Source organism: Rhizobium sp. P28RR-XV (assembly GCF_012641385.1).
GTDB lineage: Bacteria > Pseudomonadota > Alphaproteobacteria > Rhizobiales > Rhizobiaceae > Rhizobium.
The window spans coordinates 447663-471844 of sequence record NZ_JABAIG010000003.1; the positions used below are offsets into that span (position 1 = coordinate 447663).

24 protein-coding genes are annotated in these 24182 nt (G+C 59.2%); 11 read left to right on the forward strand and 13 right to left on the reverse strand.

From position 1 onward, the window contains the following. Positions 1–3 precede the first annotated feature (3 nt). The 3 genes from madM to HGP12_RS08975 are packed head-to-tail and all read left to right on the forward strand — an operon-like array spanning position 4 to position 1629. Complete coding sequence (madM, locus tag HGP12_RS08965) at positions 4–768, forward strand: malonate transporter subunit MadM (protein ID WP_168839264.1); 765 nt, start codon at positions 4–6, stop codon at positions 766–768. 2 nt (positions 769–770) lie between these two features. Continuing rightward, positions 771–959, forward strand: a complete 189-nt coding sequence (locus HGP12_RS08970) for a hypothetical protein (protein ID WP_168878704.1) — start codon at positions 771–773, stop codon at positions 957–959. Position 960: 1 nt separating this feature from the next. Further along, positions 961–1629: a GntR family transcriptional regulator gene (locus tag HGP12_RS08975; RefSeq protein ID WP_168839640.1), complete on the forward strand. Its 669-nt coding sequence runs from the start codon at positions 961–963 to the stop codon at positions 1627–1629. 293 nt (positions 1630–1922) lie between these two features. Here HGP12_RS08975 and HGP12_RS08980 read toward each other — a convergent pair whose 3' ends face one another. Together HGP12_RS08980 and HGP12_RS08985 are read right to left on the reverse strand one after the other, a co-directional pair. After that, positions 1923–2126: a cold-shock protein gene (locus HGP12_RS08980; RefSeq protein ID WP_168839263.1), complete on the reverse strand. Its 204-nt coding sequence runs from the start codon at positions 2124–2126 to the stop codon at positions 1923–1925. A gap of 271 nt (positions 2127–2397) precedes the next feature. After that, positions 2398–3336, reverse strand: coding sequence for an alpha/beta fold hydrolase (locus tag HGP12_RS08985; protein ID WP_168839262.1), 939 nt, complete (start codon positions 3334–3336; stop codon positions 2398–2400). 283 nt (positions 3337–3619) lie between these two features. Between HGP12_RS08985 and HGP12_RS08990 the strand changes: the two genes are divergently transcribed. Then, the gene (locus tag HGP12_RS08990) at positions 3620–4666 is read left to right on the forward strand and encodes a FecR domain-containing protein (RefSeq protein WP_168839261.1); all 1047 of its coding nucleotides are present in this window, start codon (positions 3620–3622) and stop codon (positions 4664–4666) included. Positions 4667–4699: 33 nt separating this feature from the next. Here HGP12_RS08990 and HGP12_RS08995 read toward each other — a convergent pair whose 3' ends face one another. The 4 genes from HGP12_RS08995 to HGP12_RS09010 form a co-directional block, all read right to left on the reverse strand. After that, positions 4700–6871 carry a CHASE2 domain-containing protein gene (locus tag HGP12_RS08995; RefSeq protein ID WP_168839260.1) on the reverse strand — a complete coding sequence of 724 codons (2172 nt, stop codon included), beginning with the start codon at positions 6869–6871 and terminating at the stop codon, positions 4700–4702. Positions 6872–7059: 188 nt separating this feature from the next. Beyond that, positions 7060–7557, reverse strand: a complete 498-nt coding sequence (locus HGP12_RS09000; RefSeq protein ID WP_168839259.1) for a BON domain-containing protein — start codon at positions 7555–7557, stop codon at positions 7060–7062. Between the two features lie 23 nt (positions 7558–7580). Then, the gene (locus HGP12_RS09005) at positions 7581–7769 is read right to left on the reverse strand and encodes a hypothetical protein (protein ID WP_168839258.1); all 189 of its coding nucleotides are present in this window, start codon (positions 7767–7769) and stop codon (positions 7581–7583) included. 64 nt (positions 7770–7833) lie between these two features. After that, positions 7834–8913 (reverse strand): LacI family DNA-binding transcriptional regulator, encoded by a 1080-nt coding sequence (locus HGP12_RS09010; protein ID WP_168839257.1) that lies wholly within the window; start codon positions 8911–8913, stop codon positions 7834–7836. 187 nt (positions 8914–9100) lie between these two features. Between HGP12_RS09010 and HGP12_RS09015 the strand changes: the two genes are divergently transcribed. The 3 genes from HGP12_RS09015 to HGP12_RS09025 all read left to right on the forward strand — a co-directional run bounded on the left by HGP12_RS09015 (position 9101) and on the right by HGP12_RS09025 (position 12726). Next, positions 9101–9928 carry an ABC transporter substrate-binding protein gene (locus HGP12_RS09015; RefSeq protein WP_168839256.1) on the forward strand — a complete coding sequence of 276 codons (828 nt, stop codon included), beginning with the start codon at positions 9101–9103 and terminating at the stop codon, positions 9926–9928. A 70-nt stretch (positions 9929–9998) separates the two neighbouring features. Beyond that, positions 9999–11528 carry an amino acid ABC transporter permease/ATP-binding protein gene (locus HGP12_RS34430; RefSeq protein ID WP_168839255.1) on the forward strand — a complete coding sequence of 510 codons (1530 nt, stop codon included), beginning with the start codon at positions 9999–10001 and terminating at the stop codon, positions 11526–11528. A 70-nt stretch (positions 11529–11598) separates the two neighbouring features. Next, positions 11599–12726, forward strand: coding sequence for an FAD-binding oxidoreductase (locus tag HGP12_RS09025; RefSeq protein ID WP_168839254.1), 1128 nt, complete (start codon positions 11599–11601; stop codon positions 12724–12726). 86 nt (positions 12727–12812) lie between these two features. Here HGP12_RS09025 and HGP12_RS09030 read toward each other — a convergent pair whose 3' ends face one another. Further along, positions 12813–14666 (reverse strand): ABC transporter ATP-binding protein, encoded by a 1854-nt coding sequence (locus HGP12_RS09030; protein ID WP_168839253.1) that lies wholly within the window; start codon positions 14664–14666, stop codon positions 12813–12815. A gap of 277 nt (positions 14667–14943) precedes the next feature. Between HGP12_RS09030 and HGP12_RS09035 the strand changes: the two genes are divergently transcribed. Both HGP12_RS09035 and HGP12_RS09040 read left to right on the forward strand, forming a co-directional pair. Next, on the forward strand, positions 14944–15840 hold the full coding sequence (locus HGP12_RS09035) for a GGDEF domain-containing protein (protein WP_168839252.1): 897 nt from the start codon (positions 14944–14946) through the stop codon (positions 15838–15840). 129 nt (positions 15841–15969) lie between these two features. Continuing rightward, positions 15970–16545, forward strand: a complete 576-nt coding sequence (locus HGP12_RS09040) for a hypothetical protein (protein WP_168839251.1) — start codon at positions 15970–15972, stop codon at positions 16543–16545. A gap of 108 nt (positions 16546–16653) precedes the next feature. Here the strand turns inward: HGP12_RS09040 and HGP12_RS09045 are convergent, their stop codons facing one another. Both HGP12_RS09045 and HGP12_RS09050 read right to left on the reverse strand, forming a co-directional pair. Next, positions 16654–18294, reverse strand: coding sequence for a hypothetical protein (locus tag HGP12_RS09045; RefSeq protein ID WP_168839250.1), 1641 nt, complete (start codon positions 18292–18294; stop codon positions 16654–16656). Then, positions 18287–18787 (reverse strand): hypothetical protein, encoded by a 501-nt coding sequence (locus HGP12_RS09050; RefSeq protein ID WP_168839249.1) that lies wholly within the window; start codon positions 18785–18787, stop codon positions 18287–18289. Before HGP12_RS09050 ends, HGP12_RS09045 begins: the two co-directional genes overlap by 8 nt. Positions 18788–18841: 54 nt before the next feature. Here HGP12_RS09050 and HGP12_RS09055 point away from each other — a divergent pair, with 54 nt between their 5' ends. Beyond that, entirely contained in the window at positions 18842–19096 is a 255-nt protein-coding gene (locus tag HGP12_RS09055) for a hypothetical protein (RefSeq protein WP_168839248.1), read from the forward strand. 17 nt (positions 19097–19113) lie between these two features. On the opposite strand, the gene HGP12_RS09060 is transcribed toward HGP12_RS09055, so the two are convergent. The 4 genes from HGP12_RS09060 to HGP12_RS09075 all read right to left on the reverse strand — a co-directional run bounded on the left by HGP12_RS09060 (position 19114) and on the right by HGP12_RS09075 (position 22897). Continuing rightward, positions 19114–20439, reverse strand: a complete 1326-nt coding sequence (locus HGP12_RS09060) for a flagellar hook protein FlgE (RefSeq protein ID WP_168839247.1) — start codon at positions 20437–20439, stop codon at positions 19114–19116. Between the two features lie 154 nt (positions 20440–20593). Beyond that, positions 20594–21313 (reverse strand): hypothetical protein, encoded by a 720-nt coding sequence (locus tag HGP12_RS09065; protein WP_168839246.1) that lies wholly within the window; start codon positions 21311–21313, stop codon positions 20594–20596. A gap of 194 nt (positions 21314–21507) precedes the next feature. Beyond that, positions 21508–22224: a methyltransferase domain-containing protein gene (locus HGP12_RS09070; RefSeq protein WP_168839245.1), complete on the reverse strand. Its 717-nt coding sequence runs from the start codon at positions 22222–22224 to the stop codon at positions 21508–21510. A gap of 172 nt (positions 22225–22396) precedes the next feature. Continuing rightward, positions 22397–22897, reverse strand: a complete 501-nt coding sequence (locus HGP12_RS09075) for an Lrp/AsnC family transcriptional regulator (RefSeq protein WP_168839244.1) — start codon at positions 22895–22897, stop codon at positions 22397–22399. A 129-nt stretch (positions 22898–23026) separates the two neighbouring features. Between HGP12_RS09075 and hppD the strand changes: the two genes are divergently transcribed. After that, the gene (gene hppD, locus HGP12_RS09080) at positions 23027–24136 is read left to right on the forward strand and encodes a 4-hydroxyphenylpyruvate dioxygenase (RefSeq protein ID WP_168839243.1); all 1110 of its coding nucleotides are present in this window, start codon (positions 23027–23029) and stop codon (positions 24134–24136) included. Positions 24137–24182 lie beyond the last annotated feature (46 nt).

The window sequence follows — 24182 nt, forward strand, 5'->3', positions numbered from 1 at the left end:
TTCATGGAGATCTTGAAACACGGCTTGACCGCCAACAGCCTGCTCACCGCGTTTGCGATCGTCGGCTTGGTCATGTGGCTGTCGAACGCGATTTCGAAATATGTCCTGTTCGGCCGCATCCACGGCTCGGCTATCGCAATCGTCCTGGGGCTCGCCGCCGCCTTTGCTGCCGGTCTGTGGACCGGAGGCGAAAAAGGGGTGGTGGATATTCCAATCCTTAGTGGCATCGGCCTGATGGGCGGAGCCATGCTGCGCGATTTCGCCATCGTCGCCACGGCCTTTGAAGTTGATGTCGCCCAGGCGCGCAAGGCTGGTGCGGTCGGCGCGCTTGCCCTGGGCCTCGGCACGGTTCTCCCGTTCATCGTCGGCTCCTTGCTAGCCGTTGCCTTCGGCTATACGGATGCCATATCCATCACCACGATCGGCGCCGGTGCCATAACTTACATCGTAGGACCTGTGACGGGCGCGGCTTTGGGCGCAAACTCGGCTGTGATCGCACTGTCCATCGCGACCGGTGTTTTCAAGGCCGTCCTTGTCATGGTCGGAACACCGATCGTGGCCAAGGCGATCGGTCTCGACAATCCCCGTAGCGCCATGGTGTTCGGCGGCCTGATGGGAACCGTCAGCGGCGTATCGGGCGGCTTGGCGGCGACCGATCGTCGTCTCGTCCCTTATGGCGCACTTACGGCGACGTTTCATACGGGGCTGGGCTGCCTTGTTGCACCTTCGATCCTTTACTTTGCCGTACGAGGGATTGCCGGGAGTTGATTATGCCGGTCGAATCGGCGCGGGAGATGTTGATCGCCGTTGGCAATTTCCCTGTGCTTACTGACCCAATCGTCGTCGACGATCTCGTCGCCAACAGGCAAATCAGCCCCGGGGGTTCATATCGATTGCTATCTATCGAATTGGATGCTGTAAAATTGAATGGTTGCCGCCAGATCGGAAGCAAGGTTTGAAATGACGGAATTTGACGAAGCTGGATCGATCGGCCAGCGCATTAAACTGGTGCTGATGGATGAGATTTCCTCCGGTGCCATAAGGCCTGGCACGAGTTTGGACGAAGCAACGCTGAGCAGCCGCTTTGGTGCTTCGCGCACCCCGGTGAGGGAGGCTCTGCGTCAGCTGGAGGCGATCGGTCTAGTTGAAATTCGCCCGCGACGCGGAGCAACCGTCCTGCCGCTGACATTGCCGCGGCTTATGGAGATGTTCGAAGTGACTGCAGAGATGGAATGCATGTGCGTCCGTCTGGCCACTCATCGCATAACGGGCATGGAACGCGCGGTTCTGGCTGAAATTCACGAACGTTCCGAACTCGCGGCGAAAGCGGACGACTTCGAACAGTATGACAAGCTCAATTTGTCCTTCCACGAAGCTTTGTATCGCAGCGCGCACAATGAGTTTCTGTTCGATGAATTGATGCGGCTTCGCGCAAGGCTCCTGCCGTTCCGCAGAACTCAGCTGCGTCAACCGCAGCGATTGGCGGCTTCATTTCGTGAACACGAGGCGATCTTGCGCGCAATGATGCGCGGCGATGCAACGCAAGCGGCTTTGATCATGCGCGAGCACATGCTGAATGCCGCCCTGGCATTGGCGCGCTACATGGAAATCGGCGAGGGAGCCGCATAAAGCGAGCATCCAACAAACGCGCAAGATGGATCAGGATATAAGCCTATAAGGGAGGCTCGGAAACTGCGGCAATTGTCGTCAATTTCGAACATGGTGAGAATGCCACGATGCGTTCGGAGATCATCGCCAATGACCTCATAAATCCGCGTGGGATTTCCGAAGGGCAGCAGCGTTCCATACGCTTCTGCTCGGTCATACGCCACGCACGCGCAATTCACGTCCGATTGACATAGCCAGCCGGCATCGCCGCAACACGATCTCAATGCGTTGCGGCGAAGCCGTATCTGTCTTCGTCAGAGCGGTCTGACGTTTTCCGCCTTCGACTTGCCGGTCTTTCGATCCTGACCGAGATCATAGGAAACGGACTGCCCTTCTTTGAGCACATCGCCATATTGCAAGGCGGAGACATGCACGAACACGTCGGCTCCTCCCGATTCCGGCTCGATGAAGCCGAAGCCCTTGTCGCTGTTGAAAAACTTAACTTTACCAGTCGGCATGCCAGTCCCCCGTATCTATACAGTTTGATTGCGACGGCAACCTAGCGGTCAGTCGGCGCCAGATCAAGCGGGTCGAACGAGGAGGTTTGATGTTGTCCATTTTCTCTTATGCTTTCGCCTTTCGCCGGCTTGGGCGGCAGCCGAATTTTCCATGATCCTTTGCGGCCGTCGCAATCCCACATCGTTGGGGGGACCGGAGCCACGAAAGGGCATTCGCCAATACGGCGAGACCTGCCGGCTCATCGGGCAGATGTGCCGGATGCAGCAAGGTTCAACCAGCCGTGAGCTGCTGACGGAAGCCGGCATGAGCGCGCTTCCTGCCGATTGAGACGATGTCGAGCGACCCAATGCCAGAACCTGTGTCTGCAATACCGGCCAAGTCGCTCAACATTGTCCGCGCGAAGTCGGGCGCAATGTGATGCGGCATGTGGCCAACATCATTCAGCAGCTTGATAGTCGGAGCGGGATGCTTTCCCCGGATCCATTCCAGATGCCAGGAGGGATCGATAATCTTATCGGCGAGCCCGAACAGGACCGATATCGGCAGGTCCGCGGGGAGTGTCGTCAGACCCTGCATATCGGTATTGAATGCTCGAAGCTCGTCCGCCATGGACTGGATCGAAGTTGGGTTGAGCAGATGATGCGCGGGCAAATTTGCAAGCGTGGCCGGGACGGGGTTCGGATACGACGAGGCTCGAAGTCCGCGCTCGACAAAGTATCCGGGCCAGCGACTGATCACCTGCTGGTAAAATACAGTGCCAATCATCGGAGCTGCGGCGGCTCTGAGCATGATGAGCGGCTTAAACGGTACCGGCCGGCAGCAGGGAGAGAGCAGCAGCAGGCCGCTCAATAGGTCCGGCCTTCGCGCGGCAAGATGGAGAGCAGGTGCGCATCCTATCGAATGCGCCACTATGATGACGTTTCTAAGGTCGAGGAACTCGAAGAGACGCTCAAGCCAGACCGATTGCCCGAAACCTCCGCGCTGGCCCTCTGGTAAGGGGGTGCTATGGCCATAACCAGGGCGGTCGACCGCAATCAGCGGGTGCGCACTGTTCTCGAAAGGGAGAAGAACTTCCTGGGCGAGACTGCCACATCCATGCAAAACGACGACGGGACGCCCCGTGACATTGCCACTTTCCAAGATGTGGACTTGAGCGGAGTTGAATTGAAGAATTTTACCGGTGCGGGCGATGACGTGCAGCGTTTTCATTTGCCTCAAACGTAACGCGTCCGAAATTGTTCCATTGCCGTCAGTTTTCGAGCGCGGTAACTTCGCCGAAATATCTGCGTGGTCCCGAGGTAAGCTTGCTGTCAAGCAAGATGGAAGATGCAACCGGCATTGAAGTTTCCGTGATGTTACTAATGGCAGAATGCATCCGGTTCGTCTGGATAAAATCCGGACAATAAATCAGTCTACGCCGTTTATACTCAGAAAGGATGATGCGACATCCGCGGGTATTCTATGGTAAAACATAGATACGCTGGAGGGTGGGATGTCGTATCTACGTCACGCCGCAACCATTGCGCTGAGCGTCATGCTGCTCGCGCCATTGTCTTCGAGAGCCGCCGAGAAGGTCGGTCAGGCAGTGCTGATCAAAACCGAAGTTACGGGCGAAGGCGGTCCGCTTACGGTCGATGATCCCGTACATCGGGACGAGCGAATTCGTACCTCCCTTTCGGGTCTTGGGCAGTTCACCTTTCGAGATGGCACGAAGCTGGCTGTCGGAGCCGGCTCCTCTGTTGTCATCGATAAATTCGTCTTCGACGACTCGGGCTCCGTCAAAAAGCTTACCGTAAATGCGGCAAAGGGCACTTTTCGTTGGATGAGCGGAAATTCGAACCACTCCGCCTATCAGATCGTCACGCCGGCCGGAACGATCGGCGTGCGCGGGACGGTATTTGATTTCTATGTCGGGGCCAATGGCACCACGGCGGTCGTTCTGTTGAGTGGCGCCGCGCAATTCTGCGGTGCCGGCGGCTGCAAGCAGTTGAAGCAGCAATGCGACTGCATCGTTGCAAAACGCAACGGCCAGGTCAGCGATCCGCGCCGGGTCAACCGCGATATCCTCAAAACCCTCGGCAACCAGCGAGCTCTGCCGTTTCTATCCGGGGATCAGCAGCTTTCGGGACGAATGGGTTTTGCCGGCGGCGGCGGATGCGGCATGTCGACGGCGATGAAAGATCGGCCCAACGGGGTCTCTCCGCGCAGCGCTCCGGCGAATAGTCCTGCTCCTGCTCCGGCGCCGCACGATACGCCGAGCGCCCCCAGCCCCCAGGCGACGCCACGTGCCGAGACGCCTGCCACACCGCACGAAACGCCCAGCACGCCGGATGTTTCAAATCCGCCAAGTACGCCCGACATACCGGGCAAACCGGATAAGCACGATGACGACGAAGGCAAGCATCACGATCACCACGAGCATCGCGACCATCATGGCAGAGGTGACCACGGATGGGGTGATCATGACGAGGGCGACCAGGACGGCCAAGGCGACGACGGCAATCATGGCAATCACGGCGGCGGGCATCACCATCGATAGCACAAGGGTTGGGGGCACTGGCTGTCAAATCAGCTAGACGTCGGCCGCCTTGTCTGCGGTTTCGTCGGCGAAGTGTCCGGCCCGGCGCGAAATCTGGCTGTAAAAACCCTGCAATAGTCCTGTTGCTACGGCTTGCGCCTTGAGTTTCGCCGCGCTGACGAGTTTGCGGCTGCTCGTCGACCGTGTTCGGAGAGCGGCTATAAGCTGCGTGTGCATGGACTGAAGTTCGGCAAATTCGGTGGATCTTGCCAGGCGCGCGTCGCCGACCACCGCAAAGAGTTTGGTTCGCATACTCTTACCCTTCAGCGTCAGCGCTCCGGCTTCGAGCAGAGCGCAATCGGGCAGCAGGCTCGCTGTCGGCTCGGATACCAGAATGTCGAAATTGACGTCCTTGCAGGCGGATTCGATGCGCGCGGCAATATTTACGGCGTCGCCGACCGCGGAGTAATTGAAACGTGTCTCGGCGCCCATATTGCCGACGCAGGCAAGCCCGGTATGTATGCCGATCCCTATCCCGACCCGCCGCTCGTCTCCGAAACCGAAAGCATCGCCTTTGTTGAGGCGGGCGAGCGTTTCCCGCATGCCGAGAGCCGCACGGATCGCCTTGCCGGCATGGTCGGAAACATCGACGGGAGCGTTCCAGAATGCCATGATAGAGTCGCCGATGAACTTGTCGAGCGTGCCGTCATTGGCGATGACATGATAGCTCAGCGCATCGAGCAGCGTGTTCAGAAACGCGACGACGGCGCTTGGGGTCATCTCCTCGCTGATCTGCGTGAAGTTTCGCACATCGACGAACATGACCGTCAGCTCGCGCTCATCGCCTCCGAGGCGCAGGGCATTGCGCGTATGCTCGATGCGATGGAGCAGCGATGGCGAGAGATAGTGGCCGAAAGCCCGCCGTACGTCGCGATGTTCCCGATCGGTTACGAGAAAACGGAATGCAGTCGCGGCGAAATGCGTGATCGATCCGGCGACGATCGGTGCCAGCGGATCGAAGAGGAAACCCCCATAAAGGAAGGCAAACCAGGAGGCCACAAGGGCAAGTAAGGTAATCTGCAGGCCGCAGGCAAGGGCTACGGCCGGATTGACGAAGGTGGTGAGGATTACCAGAAGGCTGCCCAAGACGGCGATGAACAGGATTTCCAGCCCGTCCGCCCAATCCGGCCGGGACAGGAAACGGCCCGAAAGGATCTGTTCGACGATCTGTGCATGGATGGAGACACCCGGCACGTTTTCACCAAGCGCCGTCGTGCGGACATCCTGGAGGCCGGAAGCGGATGTTCCGACGAAAACGATACTGCCTTCGATGGCGGTTCTTATATCGGCGGAGGCGTCTCCTGGCGAAAGTACCTTCGCTGCCGAAATATATCGCTCCGCGGTGTCGGGACTGACATAGAGCCAGAGCTCTCCTGCCGCCGTTACCGGCACGACGAAATTCCCGATTTTCACCCGGGTCAGTGTATTCGGCGTGTTCGGCGCTGCGTCGAGCACGTAGGTGGAGGCTCCCTGTGCGACGCGAAGCGCTTCGAGCGCGAGATTGGGGTAAAGCTGCTTGCCGTCGCTGAGGAAAAGTGGAACCGCGCGCACCACCGCCGATGATGCGCCCGGATTGAGGCTGATATGGCCGAGGCCCGCGGCATTGGCTTGCAATTGCGGCTGCAGCGGCGTCGCGGCCTTGATCGCCGGCGGTGCACCGAAAGGAGTTTCGCCGGTATAGGCAAACCCCGCCTTGACCGGCGGCAGATAGTTTCCCTCGTTAGAGAGACCGAAGCCCAGAACGACCGGTCTTCCCGATAGCGATTGGGAGAAAATCTCATCATTGTCCGGCAGCTTGCCCAATAGTGCGGGATCGATGCCGGTGACATCGCGAACCACATTGCGAGGCGACAGTCGGTCGGGCTCGGCAAAGAGGACATCGAAGGCGATGGCGGACGCGCCCATATCGGAAAGCCTGTCCACAAGGGCGGCAATCCGGTTTCGCGGCCATGGCCATTGACCGAATTCGCGCAGCGACGTTTCGTCTATGTCGATCACCCGGACGGGCTGGTTCTCGAAAGTCCGGGGCACCAGGCGCTGATACTGGTCGAATGTCAAATCGCGGGCGAGCCTCAGCAACTGGGGATCGCTTGCCCTAAGGGTCGTCAGCGCTGTGACGATCGCCAGGCCGATAACGACGCCAATTTGCTGCGCACGCGTCACCATTGCGGTGTCGGTTCCTTTGCCCGCATCCCCAGGCAATAGGAGCAATTCGGAGAAATGCTGCGCCAGGGAAGAATATGCTGCCTTGTTCTCGGGAGCGATGCAATGATCAAAGTATCGAAGAGGTACGGGGCAGTGTTTTCATGCGGTCGTATCCAGCTTCAGTCTCGCTTAGATTGAGCCGTTTCAATTTAATCCTCATCGGGAATATGAGAATCGATGGCGATCGTCTCGAGATTGTTTCGCACGCCGACGACGTCGGGTACCGACAAAACGATAGCTTCCAGGTGGCGTAGCTGCGACATTGTCTCGACGCGGCCTTCCAGCGTGACAACACCATCAACGGCACGCACGTCGATGTTGCCGATATCGACCTCGCCGATCTCTTTCAGTCGATCCGTGATCTGCGCTTCCAGTTGATCGTCGTCTATTCTATTCGCGGGCAAAGGGTTGGTTGTATCGATCCTGTCCTCGCGTCCCGACGCATCGGCGGTATCCTTTGTAAACCCGGAGCTCGGATCTTCGTCGAAATTAGCCGGCGTGTCGCCATAGCCCGTGTTGTCGGGCCTGGGCTTTATCGGATCGCCGTCGGCATCCGAATACGGCCACCCCTCACGCAAGTCCCGGTCTTCATAGTCGCGATAGTCTTCCTCGCGGGATGATGGATTTGGTTTACGGGGCTCTGTCATGTCGATCTCCTTTCCTATCGGAGTCAAACATGTCTGAAATCAATTTGTTTCATCGTCTCCGCCGCCAAAGTTTGCCGGGCTTGGATGATGGCAGGCAGAACGCGGTTTGAAATCGGAGCGGTATCTGTTGTTGTGGTTTGTCGTGGCTGCGCCCGATCACCTTCGTCGATGGCGGCGGGGCCTGTCATGGCGAGCAGATGCAGGTTCGCCACATCCGCCTAACGATAAAGGAAGAGTTGATTTTCAGGCATTCCCAACCACTCACAATATAACGCGTTACTGGTCGCTGAGAGACAGCGAGGCGACCGATCCGCGCCGGATGAGGCTTGTTTTTATGGCGGTGCGCTCCACGGGAACGCCCTTGCCGTTCAACCGTGAAATCAACCGTTCGGCCGCCTTCTTGCCCATCTCGTAGACCGGCTGGTCGATGACGGTGATCGGTGGCGTCGTAACGGTCGTCCAGTCGGCATCCAGAAAGGAAATCATCGAGATGTCGCGCGGTATGGACAGCCCCAGGGTCTGCAGAGACTTGAAAACCCTAAGGCCGACGAGGCTGTCCGAAGCGATGAGGGCGGTTGGCGGTGCCGCATCCTGTAGCAGGTTCTTGACGACGCCATCCGTCCTTGGCTGGTCGGTTGCGCCGAGCCGCACGTAATAGCGCGCCGTCTCTATGCCGGCGTCGGCTTGTTCCTTGAGCACGCCTTCCACGCGTTCGCGCACCGCCGAATTGGAAATGCCGCGGCTATCGCCAAGGAATTCGCTCTCGGCATCCATGGCGGATATATAGGCGATCCGGCGATGCCCCATGTCGAGAAGATGGCGGGTTGCCGTCGCGGCTGCGCCGAAATCATCGCCCGTCACAGCATCGACGCCGAGTTCCGGAATGCTTCGGTCAAAGAGAACGAGGGGCACGCCGACGCGATGTATGTCCTGAAGATGCTCCATTCGGTCGCAGCGCGCCGGGGTCACGATCAGCCCATCGACGCGCTTGCCGATGAGCAGGTCCACCGCCGATTTCTCAGCCTCGAGTTCCTCACCGGAATTGGCGATGATCACATTGAAGCCGGCCATGCGCGCGACGTCGCTGATGCCCCTGACCGCCAGGCTGAAGAAGGCATTCTCGATATCGCCGACCACAACGCCGATGATGCCCGATTTGCCCGTGGTCATGCTGCGGGCCAGTTCGTTCGGCCGGTATTCGAGTGCTGCGGCAGCGGCAAGCACTTGCTCGCGAACCTTGTCGCTGACGACGCCATAGCCGCCGAGCACGCGCGCGGCGGTGGCCTTCGAGACATTCGCTGCCCTGGCAACGTCGGCGACGGTCACGGAGCGTTTTGAGGTAAGGGGCTCTTCCATTCGATGACGACTACAAGAGTTGTTGACGGACGGTCAATCTCAAGTTAACAAATATCGATTGAGACCGGTCTCTTTGTATGTGAGACCGGTCTCTTGTCCAGATAATCCCTTGCTGATCTGTGGGCAGGGACGCGGACGCGCATGCATGAATGCCGATAAGAGCATCCTTTCAGAGCGGAGAACGAACATGAACATATCCAGTATATTCTCGGCCATTGCCGCGCCTCTGCGCGCCGGTGTGCTGGCCTATCTCGTCGCAGCAAGCGTCGGCCCGGCTGTCGCCGCCGACAATCCCTACCATCTGATCGATCCGGGCGTCATCAGCGTCGGCACGATGGGAGATTCCAAGCCCTACACTTTCACAACGGCCGATGGACAATTCACCGGCTTCGACATCGAACTCTTTTTGAACGTCGTCTCACGCATGGGCTTTCCCAAAGACAAGGTGACGTTTACCGGCCAGGAGTTCTCGGCCCTGCTGCCGTCCGTGGCCAACCAGCGCTTCGATGTCGCCGTGGCGGCAATCGGAACCACCGACGCACGCAAGAAGACAGTCGATTTCTCGGACGGCTATCTCGCCGGCTATCTCTCGGTTCTGACATCGGATGCCTCGATCACGGATGCAAGCGGCCTCAAGGGCAAACGCCTCGGCGTGGTGCAGGGCACGCTGCAGGAGGTCTACGCCACGAAGAACTTCACCGGCACGGATCTCGTCAAATTCCCCGACAATAATTCGGCCGTGGCGGCGCTGAACAATGGCACCGTCGATGCGCATTTCCTCGATTACGAGGCGGCCAAGCAATATGGCGAGCGCTATCCCGCGTTGAAGATTGCGGTGAACATTCCGTCTTTCGACGCACCGGCGGGCTTCGTCGTCCACAAGGGCAACGACGCCTTCCGCCTGGCGCTCAACAAGGCGCTGCACGAAGCGATGCAGGACGGCACCTGGAAGACGCTTTATGAAAAGTGGTTCCCCGGCTCGCCGATGCCCGATCAATATCTTCCCAAGAAGTAAGGCCGCGCCGCCGCCCGGCACGAGCCGGACGGCGGCATTTGCCTACCTCAAGAATTTCATGGGGAATTGAATGGATTGGCTTGAAAACCTCCGTCGCAGCTTCCTTGACTGGGATGCGATGGCAGAAGTCCTGCCGAGCATGATCACGGTCGGACTGAAGAACACCCTGATCCTTGCGGCGGCATCCACCGTGCTTGGCGTTATCATCGGCATGATCCTGGCCGTGATGGGTATCTCGCAATCCCGCTGGCTGCGCCTGCCGGCGCGCATCTATACCGATATATTTCGTGGCCTGCCGGCGATCGTGACGATCCTGATCATAGGCCAGGGCTTTGCCCGCATCGGCCGCGAACTCTTCGGACCATCGCCGTTTCCGCTCGGGATCATCGCGCTCAGCCTGATTGCAGGCGCCTATATCGGCGAGATCTTCCGATCGGGCATTCAAAGCGTCGAGCGCGGTCAGATGGAGGCCTGCCGCGCGCTCAGCATGAGCTATGGGCAGGGGATGCGGCTGATCGTCATTCCGCAAGGCGTGCGGCGCGTCCTGCCGGCCCTCGTCAACCAGTTCATCGGCAACGTCAAGGATTCGAGCCTCGTCTATTTTCTGGGGCTGCTGGCGTCCGAGCGCGAGATCTTCCGCGTCGGCCAGGACCAGGCCGTCGTCACGGGCAATCTCTCGCCCCTGCTGCTGGCCGGCGTCTTCTACCTGGTCATCACCGTTCCGTTGACGCATCTCGTCAACTATATCGACACACATCTGCGTCTTGGACGTCAGGGTCGCGGCTCCGGCGCCACGAGCGGTCTTGTCGAGGTTGGCGAACTGGAAGCCGCGTCGGGCACCCCGGCACCCCGCGATGCCGGTGCTCCGCGTTTCAAGGGTGGCGCCGTCAGGATTCGCGATCTCAGCATGTCCTATGGCGATCTCGAAGTGCTGAAAGGTATCGATCTCGATATTGCCCGGGGCACCGTGACCTGCGTCATCGGGCCATCCGGCTCGGGCAAGTCGACGCTGCTCAGGTGCCTCAACCGGCTGGTGGAACCGAAGCGCGGCGCCATCGAGCTCGATGGCGAAAGCATTCTGGCGATGAAGCCCGAAAGCCTGCGCCGGCGCGTCGGCATGGTATTCCAGCATTTCAATCTCTTTCCCGATCACACCGCGCTTGAAAACGTCATGCTGTCACTGACGAAGATCAAGAAGATGCCGAAGGGCGAGGCCCGCCGGATTGCCGAGGCCCGCCTTGCGGAAGTGGGGCTCGCCGGGCGCAAGGACCATCGCCCCGCCGGCCTTTCCGGCGGCCAGCAGCAGCGCGTCGCCATTGCCCGTGCCCTTGCCATGGACCCGGAAATCGTCCTTTTCGACGAGGTCACCAGCGCGCTCGATCCGGAACTGGTGAAAGGCGTGCTCGACCTGATGGCCAATCTCGGGCGTCAGGGCATGACTATGGCAGTCGTCACGCACGAGATGGGATTTGCCCGCAAGGTGGCCGACCAGGTCGTGTTCATGGATGAGGGCCGCATCGTTGAGGCAGGCCCGCCGGAGCAGATCTTCGACGATCCGCAAAGCGAACGGCTGAAACGGTTCCTTGCCGAGGTTCTCTGACACATAGGGCCGGCGGCGAATTCCGGCGGCTTCCTGATCACAACATCCACTAGTGACAAGGTTTTCCAACATGCATGCTCCCACTCGTCCTTCGAAAGTTATTGTCGTCGGCGGCGGTATCTTCGGGGTCTCCACTGCCGTTCATCTGGCGCGGCTCGGCATTCAAACAACTCTTATCAACGATGGCGCGCTGGCGAACGGCGCATCGGGTCGCTCGCTCGCCTGGCTCAATTCGGCCCGGCGTCGCTCGGATGCGTATCATCGGACGCGCATGGCCGGCATCGACCGCTATCGCACGCTATCAGCCAAATATCCGGGTGCGCCTTGGTTGCGCTTCGACGGCGGCCTGACCTGGGATGCGGACGATGCCGGCAACGAGATTGCCGCCGTTTTCGACTACGAGCGTGATCTTGGCTATCATGCGCAATTGCTGGCGCCGGATCGGATTGCCAAGATTACACCCGGCGTCGATGCTCGCTCTGTGACCAGACAAGGAGCGATCTTCAATCCGGGCGAGGGCTGGGTCGATCTGCCATCTTTGATCGGCGTTCTTGCCGAGGAATTCCGCGCGGTGGGTGGTGAAATCGTCACCGATGCCGGCCGGGCGACGATCGACGTGCGGGATGGCCGCGCCCGCGGCGTCATGACCGCAAACGGCGCCCATTGGCCGGCCGATGCGGTGCTGCTGGCTGCCGGCGGCGAAGTGCCCGCGATCGTTGCCGAGGCCGGCCAGTATATCGGCGATGATACGCCGATCGCACTTCTCGTCCGGACGAAGCCGGTCAAGCATCCGCTGAAGGCTGTGCTGAACACGCCGCGCGTCGCCATTCGTCCGACCCCAGACGGTGCCTTTGCCCTGGATTCGGCCTGGTCGGAAGAAGAGGTCGTCGTGAATACCGATGGCAGCTATCAGATCAAGCCATCGACCCTTGAAGGCTTGTTGTTGGAGGCCTCAAAGGTTCTGGAAGGGAACCCGAAACTCGAAATCGGCGACTATGGCGTCGGCCCCAAACCAATTCCAGGCGATGGTGAGCCTGTTTTCGGCGAATTGCAGGCGATACCAGGCTATTTCGTTGCTTTCAGCCACAGCGGCGCCACTCTCGGCCTGATCGCGGGCGAGCTGCTTGCCGACGAGATCGCCACCGGCAAACGGCATCCGCTTCTGGCTGCCTTCCGGCCGGAACGCTTTGCCAAATAGTTTGCTCGGAGACGATGCGGACCTCGCTTCGAAATGCGAGGTCCACCACTCGGTCGGTGTGACAAGATGGCTCTCTTCCCGTCCGGCTAATTGATTTCCTCGGCGATGAAACCGCCGGTCTGGCGTCTCCATAGCCGCGCAAACAGGCCCTCCTGCTGCGCCAATTCCTCCGGTCTGCCTTCTTCCACAATCCGCCCGCCATCGAGCACGACGATCCGGTCCATTCTGGCGATGGTTGAAAGGCGATGCGCAATGGCGATGACGGTTTTTCCCTCCATCACAAGGGCGAGCTTTTCCTGTATGGCGGCCTCGGATTCGCTATCGAGAGCCGAGGTCGCCTCGTCCAGCACCAGGATCGGCGCATCCTTCAATAGGACGCGCGCGATTGCGACGCGTTGGCGCTGGCCGCCTGATAGCTTGATGCCGCGGTCGCCGACGAAAGCATCGAAGCCCTTGCGGCCTTCGCTATCTGTAAGGTCGGCGATGAAGGCGTCGGCCGCTGCCATCTTCGCCACTTCTTCGACCTCCTGTTCGCTCGCCTCCGGCCGGCCATAGCGGATATTGTCACCGACCGAACGATGCAGCAGCGCCACATCCTGCGCGATGACACCAATGGCGCGCCGAAGGCTTGCCTGGCTGACGGCGCGGATATCCTGCCCGTCGATCAGGATCGCGCCCTCCCTGATATCGTAGAAGCGCAAGAGCAGGTTTGCGAGCGTGGTCTTGCCCGCACCCGAAAGGCCGACGAAGCCGACCTTTTCGCCGGGGTGGACCGTCAGCGACAGATCTTCGATGACAGGCTTGCCGGCCTTGTAGGCGAAGTGGACATTTTCGAAACGGATCTCGCCGGTCTCGACCTTGAGATCAGCGGCATCCGGGCGGTCGGTGATGGTGGGTGGGGTTGTCATGACCGGCATGGCGTCCTTGATCGTGCCGATCGCCTGGAAAATCTGCTGGCCCATCTGCAGGAATGTAAATGTGTGACCGGAGAGGCGGTTGAGAACATAGACGGCGGCCGTGAACTCGCCGATCGTGACGAAGCCGTCGACGAGCCCCGTAAAGCCGATCGACAGGATGGCCAGCCAGTGCATCATGTTGAGAACCACGACGACGACTTCAGCGGTACGGTAGATGCGCTGTTCGCTCTGCTGCGCCTTGATTGCCTTGCCGATTATGCCTCTGATAGCGCCGGCCTCGCTGTCTTCGGCGGCGAATTGCTTGACCATCTGCATGTTGGCGTAGAGATCGGTGATGGCGCCGGAAATCTGGCTGCGACGCTTGGCGGAGCGGCGTGAGCGCTCAGTGAAGACGGGCGCCAACCTGACGGCGAGAAGCACGTTGAGCGTGATCCAAATGATGGACGGAAGAGCAAGCTGCCAGGAGAGCGCGCTCAGAAGGACGACGGAGCCGACCATCTGCATGATAAAGCGCGGGATGGACTGGAAGGCCGAAATGACCTGCTGCTGCACGGCCGACGCTACCTGCTGCAGGCGCGAGGCGACCTGGCCCGCATAGAGATCGTGGAAGAAGGCGAGGTCCTGCCGCTCCACCGCCCTGTGGCCCTGCCATTGAATAGCGGCCGGCATGCCGATGCCGAGCGTGTGCGAATTCAGCGTATTGACGAGGAAAGAGCCAATCGGGATGCAGGGAAAAAGCATCAGGCCAAGGAAAATCAACAGCATCCGGTCGTTGTGCAGGAAAGCGGCAGCACCTTGCTGCGTGACGCCATCAACAATGACAGACAGGCCCCAAACGATGGTCAGGCTCATGGCCTCGATCGCCATGGTGCAGAGGGCGAGCGTGACCAGGATGCCGCGAAACATCAGGACGAAGTGAAGAAGAACGGCCAGTGGCCCCTTCGACGGCAGGGGCCGGTAGGGGATATCGAGCGGCTGGATCAGCCTTTCGAAGGGTCGGTAGATCGTATCTGAAATGGACATGCGCCGCTCGCGTGATGGAATCAAGAAGGCGAGAAAGAAGTCAGATATGCGGGGCGGCATAGGATCACCATCCAGCTGCAATCTCAACTAGAAATCCTGAAATCGCCCGGTTTTTCGAAGCGACAAAAGTCAATATAGAATTGTTTGCGATGGCGGGTGCTGCCGTGATTGAATTGAGAATGTGGAAGGGATGACGTAGCATCCGTTCACGCGTCTGCCCCTTTTCTCGGGAGAATTCTGCAATAAGTATTGTGGAGCGCAATGAGCGGGATTCGATATGGACGAAATGGGCGAACAGCTTCTGCAGCTTTGTGCGACCAGCTCGACACTCATTGCAGCCTATGACGCCGAGGACCGGTTGCGGTACGCGAACCGTGCCTTCCGCTCGGCCTATTTCATTGATGCCGATGAGACGCCGCTTTGGCCGGATCTGATGCGGCGCAACTTCGAACTTGGGCGCGGCACCGTCATTCGCGCAACCGATTTCGACGGGTGGTTACGGTCGACGCAGTCACGACGCGGCAAGATCGGCTATCGAGCCTTCGAGACCGATTTGGCCGACGGCCGTTGGCTTTGGATGACCGAGACCGTGCAGAAGAACGGCTGGATGCTGTGTATCGCGAGCGACATAACAACGTTGCGTGCCGAAGACCGGAGTGTCCGGCAAGATCGCGACCAAGCCATCAAGGCTTCACAAACCGACGAGCTGACAGGCGTCGCCAACCGCCGTTTCGTCATGGCGCGAATAGACGACATGCTGATTGGCGCCCGGGATGGTGGCATCGGATGCCTTGCCGTGTTCGATATCGACAATTTCAAATCGATCAACGATAGGCTCGGTCATCACGCCGGGGATCTCGTTTTGCGGGATTTTGCTCATCGGCTTCATCAGCACGTACGGCGCACCGATTGTTTCGGGCGGGTCGGAGGCGAGGAGTTCGTGCTCGTCATGCCGGGGACGGAGCTGCAGGATGCAATCGAGTTCATAGAACGGATGTTGACGACGATCCGGTTTTCCCGGCCGCTTACCGACTCCCCGGATTTTGGCTACACCTGTTCGGCCGGCATTGCTGTCTGTCTTGAAACCGACAGCGCTCCGGATCTTTACCGGCGCGCCGATCAGGCCCTCTATGCAGCCAAGCTTAGCGGCCGCGATCGAGTTCGCGCGGCTTGAAATATCGGCATAGGCCAGGCACATCGCATTCGACGATTAACAAGGTTGTTTTTGCACACTGCCGGAGATTGTGCCTTTGAGCATGCCATGAGATGTTCCAGGAACGGATATGGCCTCTAAAGGATGGGCATGCGCGACTATCTGAAAAGCCGAGACTTTCATCGGCATATGCATTCGCTGCTGGCTTCAAGATTTCAAGAGCTCGGCTGGAAACCGCAAGGCACCGGCAAGTGCAGCTTTAGCCGCGGCAAAAGGGTCTTTTGGCTACAGGTGTCCCAATATTCGAACAGCGTTATGGGCGGCAAATTTACGCTCAACATGACACAGGGCTCTGAGCTTGCCGGCGACACAAGAATACTTCGTCGGCTGAACGAGGCAGATCGAATAGTTGGCAAGGCTTTGGAAGAACGCATCATCGCGCGCCTTCCCAGGCCCGATCCCGACCCGGAGATCGAAGTTGTCGGAGAGAATGGCGGAACTGTATTGGTAAAGCTGGGCGATCTGGTTCGGGCAAATCCAACGCAATGGGATACTCCCGCCGACGTCTGGCTGCCATATTTCGGCAAGAGCGATCTTGACGATTGGGCTGCGTTTCTCTTGCCTCGCCTTGACCGCCTGATCGCGTCTTCCTCGTCCGAAATCACCGATCCCTTGTTGTGGGCGCAGCGATTTCGCCATCTGACGAGCATGTTTCGCTCAAAGTGACTGAGATCCGGCACACTTGCCGACACGCAGCTCCAACATGCCGTAATCCACTGCGCGTGTTCTAACGGGACGTCCTCTCGTCATTCTCGCCGCCGATCGGGTGCTATCTCAGTCCCGCGAATAAGTGCTTCCGTCGATGAGTATCTTCCGCGCTTCGTCCCAGGGGGCGGAAAGGAGGGTTTCGACATGGCCATCATCGAAACGAAGGGTAATCGCATAACCCTCGAGCGCAAAAGTGCCCCGATCGGCGCTGCCATCGTCGCTGCTCGATCGGCTGCCGGCAAAGACACTCCCATTCCCCCCACCCGCCGAGCTGCGGCTGCCTTCTCCATCCGAATAGCGGGTGGCACTGCCGCTAAAGCCGCCCGCTGCCGCCATGGATCCCGATCCGCCCCGCGTGAGGCCAATAATCTCGAACCGGCCGTCAGAGGTAAAGCGGTAGGATGTCTCGCGATACACGCCACCCAAGGCGATGCTGCCGTTGAAGCTCTTGTTGGTGAATGTGCCTGTAATTGACTGCCCATGCTTCCAGTCGGACAAGAGGAAGCCGGACTGGTCGGTCCAAGCCTTTGGGCGGCCCTCATCATCGCTCGGCTGGATCTGAAAGCCGCTCCCTTGCATGCGCCATTTGCCCCAGAGCTGGGGCTGCATGCGGCGCGACTTGGCAAGATCGAGCCGAGACGGCGCCACGCGACCTCGGTAATAGCTGCCGTCCTTGAGGAGCAGCAGCACATCCTCCACAAATTGACCGTCGCCATCACGATAGCTGTTGTAGAGGACGCCATGAATCTGCGCCGAAGCTATGCCGCCGCCAGCAACGGCCATGACCTGATCAGCGCGCGCATTGAGCCGCACCCGGCCACCATCGATTGGGAGATCGGACGGAACCAAACCCGCCGGGTCAAGGGTTTGCACCCCGTAGAGAAACACCAATGCGCCCGGCAATTCGTTCAGATGGCCCCGAACGGTAAAAATCTTGCCCTCATAGGGTGCCAGCGCGCTATCGGCAAGGCTGAGGCTCACTCGCTGCTTCGAGCGGAATATCCCGTCATTGTCCTCGAGGAAGAAAGCATCGCCATAGCGGACAAGCTTGCCCTGAATGATGAGCGGCATGGCCGCTGCCATGCTGCGCCGGGCGCGATCTAAGTCCCTGGACGGTCCCCACCAGCTTTCGAACAGCGTCTGCAATTGGGTGGGCGTATAGAAGGTCGCGCCGGGAACCCGGACATTGCCACGAATCATGGCTGCATCGGCAGTACCAGCCGCGGTGCTCGGGCTTGAGGGCGATGTTCCGGAAGCGGGCGCAAGGGCGAATTGTCCACCTTCCTTCAGCCGGGCATGATAGGCGGGAAAGGCTTTCCGCGTATCGAACGGCCCTTGGTTCAGCCAACTCGAAAGGTCGGGGCAGTGTTCGGCCGCGGCACCACGCTGCTTGATCTCGTCGACGAGCCGTGTGGCGGTCGGGCGGGTCATGTCCCTAATCCGCTTCACTTGCGCTCCGCCGATCGCCGCCATCGCCTTCTCGACTTCGGCACGTTCGCGCCAGCGTTGCCAGTCCTCCTTCAGCCGAGGTGCGGTGGCGGGCGCGGCGGTCTCGCAGTAGCTGATCATCGCCTCCCCAGCCTGATCGAGATCCAGCACCTTGAGAAGGCCTTTGACGGCCTCGTCCGCTTCCTGTGCCGATAGAGACACAGGCGCAAAAAGAGCTGCACAGATCAGAATCAGGCGGAAAGGATTCTGGTCAGTCAAGCTGCGCTTCGAACGTTTTTGCAAGCGTTTCGTAGAGCTGTGCCGATGCATCCTTGTTCTCCGCCTTGTATTTGGAACTCACAAGTCGTGCAGCTTCGATAGCGGCGCGGAAAGCATCGATCCGAATCTGAGGTTCCAATTCAGCCTGGCCGCCGATGTCGTTGCGATCGAAGGTTCCGACCCGGTATCCCTCGTTAAGGTCGACGACGCCTATATGAGGAATTCCGTCTTCCATTTGTCCAAAGAAGGCAGTGCCGGCGTGGTTGCCGTCGCGGCGTCGCAGCATACCATTGCCGGAGGCTTTGCCATCCGTACAGGCGCCTGTCCAAAACGTGGGTCCGGCTGTCAGCGAAGCAGGCGCGACGAATTTGCAGTGGCTGACGGGGTCCTCCTGCCATGTTTGCTCCGATCCGGCGTGAGCAAATCTACTCGCTGCAAGAATTCCCAATGCGGCGAAGGATAGCGCCCAACGCAACGACAAACGCTTGATCATGCTAGCGACTTTCTCCAGGCCATCTGACGCAGATACGGAACGAGATCCCTCGTCTTGGGATCGCTTGACGGTCCCGCCTCACCACCGATCGGCATCCACTTTGCAATGCCGCACAATATTTTTCCGGCCTTGAATTGCAAGCGTTCAAAGAGCAGAAAATATCCATTTCCCGCAGAACGTGCTGTCGTCCTTTCGAAAGCAAATATCAAAAATGTCGTTCCTCCGGATTATCGGGAAAGACGATCGTCAGCTTTTGTCCTGCCGCTGCCCGGCTATGGAATCAAAAAAGGCCCCGAAGGGCCTTTCTGACTGCATAGGCGGAAAAATCAGCGCTGGAGATTGACCAGGACGTCAAGCAGGTCGGAGCCCGTCTGGAAGACCTTGGAGTTGGCCGTGTAGCTCTTCTGCGCCTGGATCATGTCGGTAAGCTGGCCTGCCAGGTCGACGTTCGAGGCTTCCAGCGAGTTCGACTGGATGTAGCCAAGGCCGTTGCTGTTGGCAAAGCTCGTGACGGTCACGCCGGAATCGGCATTGGCCTGATAGACGTTGCCGCTCAGAAGCGTCAGCTTGTCGGGGCTGGCAACGGTTGCCAGCGGAATCTGGTAGATCGCCTTCGGATCGCCCTTCGCGTAGTTCGCATAGACGACGCCGTTCTTGTCGATGGTGACGCCTGTGACCGCCGCTGCCGCCTGTCCATTGGTCGAGCCGGTGGAAGCGAAATCCGAGGCTTTCTGGGTCATCTTGCTCAGATCCATCGCGATCGACCCGGCAGTCTTTGGATCGGTGATGGTGAAGGTGCCGCCGGAGGTCATATTTCCAGATGCATCGAACTTCAGCGTGCTGGTGGCAACAGGAGCGGACGAGTAGGGGAAGGATGAACCAGTACCCGTCGCCGCGTCGGCATTGCGGTAGACGGCAACCTGCCACTGATCCGTCGTCGGCGGCGTTGCGGTGATGTCAGCAGCCTGCGTTTTGGTGTAATAGATGTCATACATGACGGTGTTGCCGAGTTTGTCGTAGGCAACCACCGAGCTCTTCTGAGTGTTGGTGGTAACGGGCGGGGTACTGCCGGTACCGCCAGTCCCCGTGTAGCCGGTGCTCGGCAAGGCCACCGTCGCGCTGGCCGTAACAACCGTAGCACCCGAATTGAGGTTGCCGGTAAAGCTGCCCGAGGTCGAGGGTGAGTTGGCAAGGCCGCTCTGATTGACATTGATCGGCACCAGGCCATCAAAGCCGTTGACAACGACGGCGGGGGCTCCCGACGCGTAGGAATAACCCATCAAGGTGTAGCCGGCGGAATTCACCAGGTTGCCATTCGCATCCGGGGTAAAGTCGCCCGCGCGCGTCAGAACCGTCGAGCCATCGGCGCCCTGCACAACGAAGAAACCGGCACCGCGGATCGACAGGTCGCTGCTCGACGAGGTGGATATGGCGTCGCCCTGCTGCGAGACCGAATAGCTGACATTCGTCTCGACGCTACCGGAATTGTAATTGCCGCCGCCCGAGGGCAGGATCAACGACGAAAAGCTGGCCGTCGCCGACTTATAGGCCGTTGTATTGACGTTCGCGATGTTGTCCGACACGGTGCTAAGCTTATTTGCCTGCGCGTTCATGCCTGAAACGGCCGTTTTCATGCTACCAAAGATGCTCATTGGTTCCTCGCACGTTGCTGATGCCGGCACGATAACCAGAGTGACTTGCGTGAAACTGGCTTTTCCCCTGTGTCGCGCGGTTGAAACAACCTCTCCGCGTTATCGGCGGTTCGCTCCGCATGGCGTCTTTTCCTGGCGAGGGACGGGACGAAGCCTATTGCGAAGGCAGATGCGGAGCCGGAAAGTCGAGCACATGGCTGGTGTAGCTCTCGACCAGCGCGCTGAACGGCGTCCCGTCCGGCAGCTTCAGCACGGCATGGTGTTCAAGGAGGAATGGCGGCGGGACCAGAGATCCTGTTCCGGACGCAGGCAGCTCGGCTCCCGTTTCCCATCCTTCCGGCAGCGGAGACCAAAGCAATTTCGCGGACAGGTTCGTGCGGGTAAAGTGGAGAGCCTGAACGGCGCGGCCGAAGGCGATATCGCTCGTGTTGAGCGCCTTGTTCATCTCGGCCGTCAGTCTTGACGGCACATACCAGTTGTCTGCCTCCGACAGGATGCGGTCGCCGCAGGCCAGACGGACGCGGCGGTAGGCGATGGGTTCGTCGGGTCCGGCAGCAAGCAGCTCCCGAATGGGAGCATCGGCTGCCTTGTCCTGCCCGAGCACACGTTGAGCGACGATCTTGGAGCCCGCTGGCGCGAGCCTGTGAGCGGCGCACCAGCGGTCGAGCGTCAGCGTGGCGCTGGCATTGCTGAGGAGGTCGGCATTCAAGGTCTGGAGGATTGCAAGCGCTTCCAGACGCGCGGTCGGCGTATCGGGCCATTGAGGAACCGGCTGCGACATCTCCTGCGCCGCCGCAGCCTGTATGCCGAGCACGATGGCGGCTGAGCTGCCAAGGGCAAAAACGCCAAGCAATGACGAGGGTCGGAAAGGCATAAGAGCGAAATCCTTCAGATCGACAAATTCCAACAATCGGAGCGCGCGGCTTTACAAGTTCGCCGAGGCATAGATGGCAGGAGCATTGCGGTTGGCAAGGCCAGGCAATACGATTGTGAAGGCATGCGGCATCGCGTCTCAAGCCGGACAATCCGTCGGCACCGTCGCATTGCCGCGTCCTTACGTTTGCCCGTCTAATCGGCGGTACGGCTGATGTGAATGCTGTAGACGCTTGCCCATTCCTGAGCGACGAAATCGGTCAGCGCGGCGGGGATTTCGACAAGAGCGCTGTGCCGCGCCAGCACGTGAAATCCTCTTGGAAGGGAGGTCGCAATGCGGTCGATAATCTTTTCATAGTCGACGATCAGCATCTCCCGCCCGACCATGAGATCAAACAATACCGGATCGGTGATCACATGTTCGTTTTCGCAGAACCAGTAGGAGGAGATCGTCAGGTCGGGAAGGTAGTCGATCTGTGTCGGCAGGTTTCGTCGCTCGAACACGAAGCTTCCGGGAAGCCCGGCAGCCGACATGAGCTCTTCACCGAGCAGAAGCTGGGTTTCTGAAGCATCCAAGCCGTGAAGCTCGAGGTTGGGATTATCGGCGAGATAGGCAAAGGCAAGGCTGAAGGCACCGGAACCGCAGCCGAGATCGCATACCCTTTCATATCCGTGTATGGCAGGCCCAAGGTTGGCGAGCGCCCGCAGGCATTTCAGAGAATTTCGCATTCCGAAAGCGCGGGTGAATGCATCGGCGGAGTGGCTATAGTCGAATATCTCGATCTGCTGCCTGCTTTTGACAGCATTGAGCAAGGCAAGGGAGTCGTTGCTTGGATGATATAGATGGTTGCACCTCAGCAGAGTTTCGGCAAAACCTTCGAGATGTTGCGCCTGTACGTCCACGTATACCATGCAAGCCTGCCCTCGCTAAGGATGTAGTCTTTTGTATGATTGAAAAGAGAGCATACCTTGAAAGCAACTCCTTCACTCGTCCTCAGTTCTTGATAGGCCACTCTAGTCACAGCTTTATGGACGAACGCCCGAATGGCAACCTGGGCATTCGGGCGGGATGGTAGGTTCATCGTCATCGAGTGCCGTCGCCGTGCCAGCTCTGTGAGACAGGCACCGGAAATCCCTCAAAGGTTTTGAGCGTGTCGAGGACGATCGAGGTCTTCACATGCTGCACCGACTCGTGCGGCAACAGCACGTCGTTGACGAACCGGGAGAGGCCGGCAAGCCCGCGGGTGGCGACTTTCAGGTGATAGTCCATTTCCCCGGTCAGCGCATAGGCTTCCAATACTTCCGGCAGCCCGTTGATCAGTTGCGAAAACCGGCGGGCATTGTCCCGGTTATGCGTGGCAAGCGTCACTGAAATGACTACCAGCATGTCCAGGCCCAGCTTCTGGCGATCGAGGTTGGCCTGATAGCTGCGAATATAGCCCTCCGCCTCCAATCTCGTGCGCCTCCGCGAGCATTGCGAGGGGGAAAGCGCGATGCGCTCGCCCAGTTCGTTGTTCGTCAGCCTGCCATCTTTCTGCAGCTCCTCGAGAAGACGGAGGTCCAATTTGTCGAGCGGCTCATCCATTGCGCGAAACTTTCAAAATGCTCACGGATCGTGTATAATATTTTCATTTCACATGGAGAATGCAAGCACTTTGCGCGTGTTTTGGGCCATACTTTGCATAGTCAAAGTACCGTCTCTGAGGAGGAGAAAATGGGTCCTTTTCCGCATGATGCGCCGCCGTCCGAAATCACCGCCGACAATCCGGCCGGCACAGACGGCTTCGAATTCGTCGAATTCGCTCATCCCGAGCCGGAGAAACTGCGCGAGCTCTTCACCCGCATGGGCTATGTCGCGGTTGCCAAGCACAAGACAACAGATATCACCGTCTGGCGCCAGGGAGACATCAACTACATCCTGAACGCAGAGCCCGGCAGCCACGCCGCCCGCTTCATTGCCGATCATGGCCCGGCGGCGCCGTCCATGGCCTGGCGCGTGGTCGACGCCAAGCACGCCTTCGACCACGCTGTCTCCAAGGGGGCCGTTGCTTATGAGGGGACTGACAAGGCCCTCGATGTTCCGGCAATCGTCGGCATTGGCGGCTCGTTGCTCTATTTCGTCGAGACCTACGGCAAGAAAGGATCAGCCTACGATGCCGAATTCGATTGGATCGGCGAAGCCAATCCCAACCCCGAAGGCGTCGGCTTCTATTATCTCGACCATCTGACGCACAATGTCTTCCGCGGCAACATGGACAAATGGTGGGACTTCTATCGCGACCTGTTCAATTTCAAGCAGATCCACTTCTTCGATATCGACGGACGCATCACTGGTCTCGTGAGCCGGGCGATTACCTCGCCCTGCGGCAAGATCCGCATTCCGCTGAATGAATCGAAGGACGATACCAGCCAGATCGAGGAGTTCCTGAAGAAGTACAAGGGCGAAGGCATCCAGCATATCGCCGTCGGTACGGATGATATCTATCAGGCGACCGATACGCTCGCCGAAAACGGCCTGCGCTTCATGCCCGGCCCGCCAGCGACCTATTACGATATGTCCTATGCGCGCGTGAATGGGCACGAAGAACCCGTCGAGCGCATGAAGAAACATGGTATCCTTATTGACGGCGAAGGCGTGGTGAATGGCGGCGTGACGAAGATCCTGCTGCAGATCTTCTCCAAGACCGTCATCGGCCCGATCTTCTTCGAGTTCATCCAGCGCAAGGGTGACGAAGGCTTCGGCGAAGGCAATTTCCGCGCGCTGTTCGAATCGATCGAGGCCGACCAGATCAAGCGCGGCGTCATCGGCACGGCCGCCGAATAATTCTTTCGGGCGGCCCCGCCAAAACGTGAGGCCGCCTTCAGCTCTC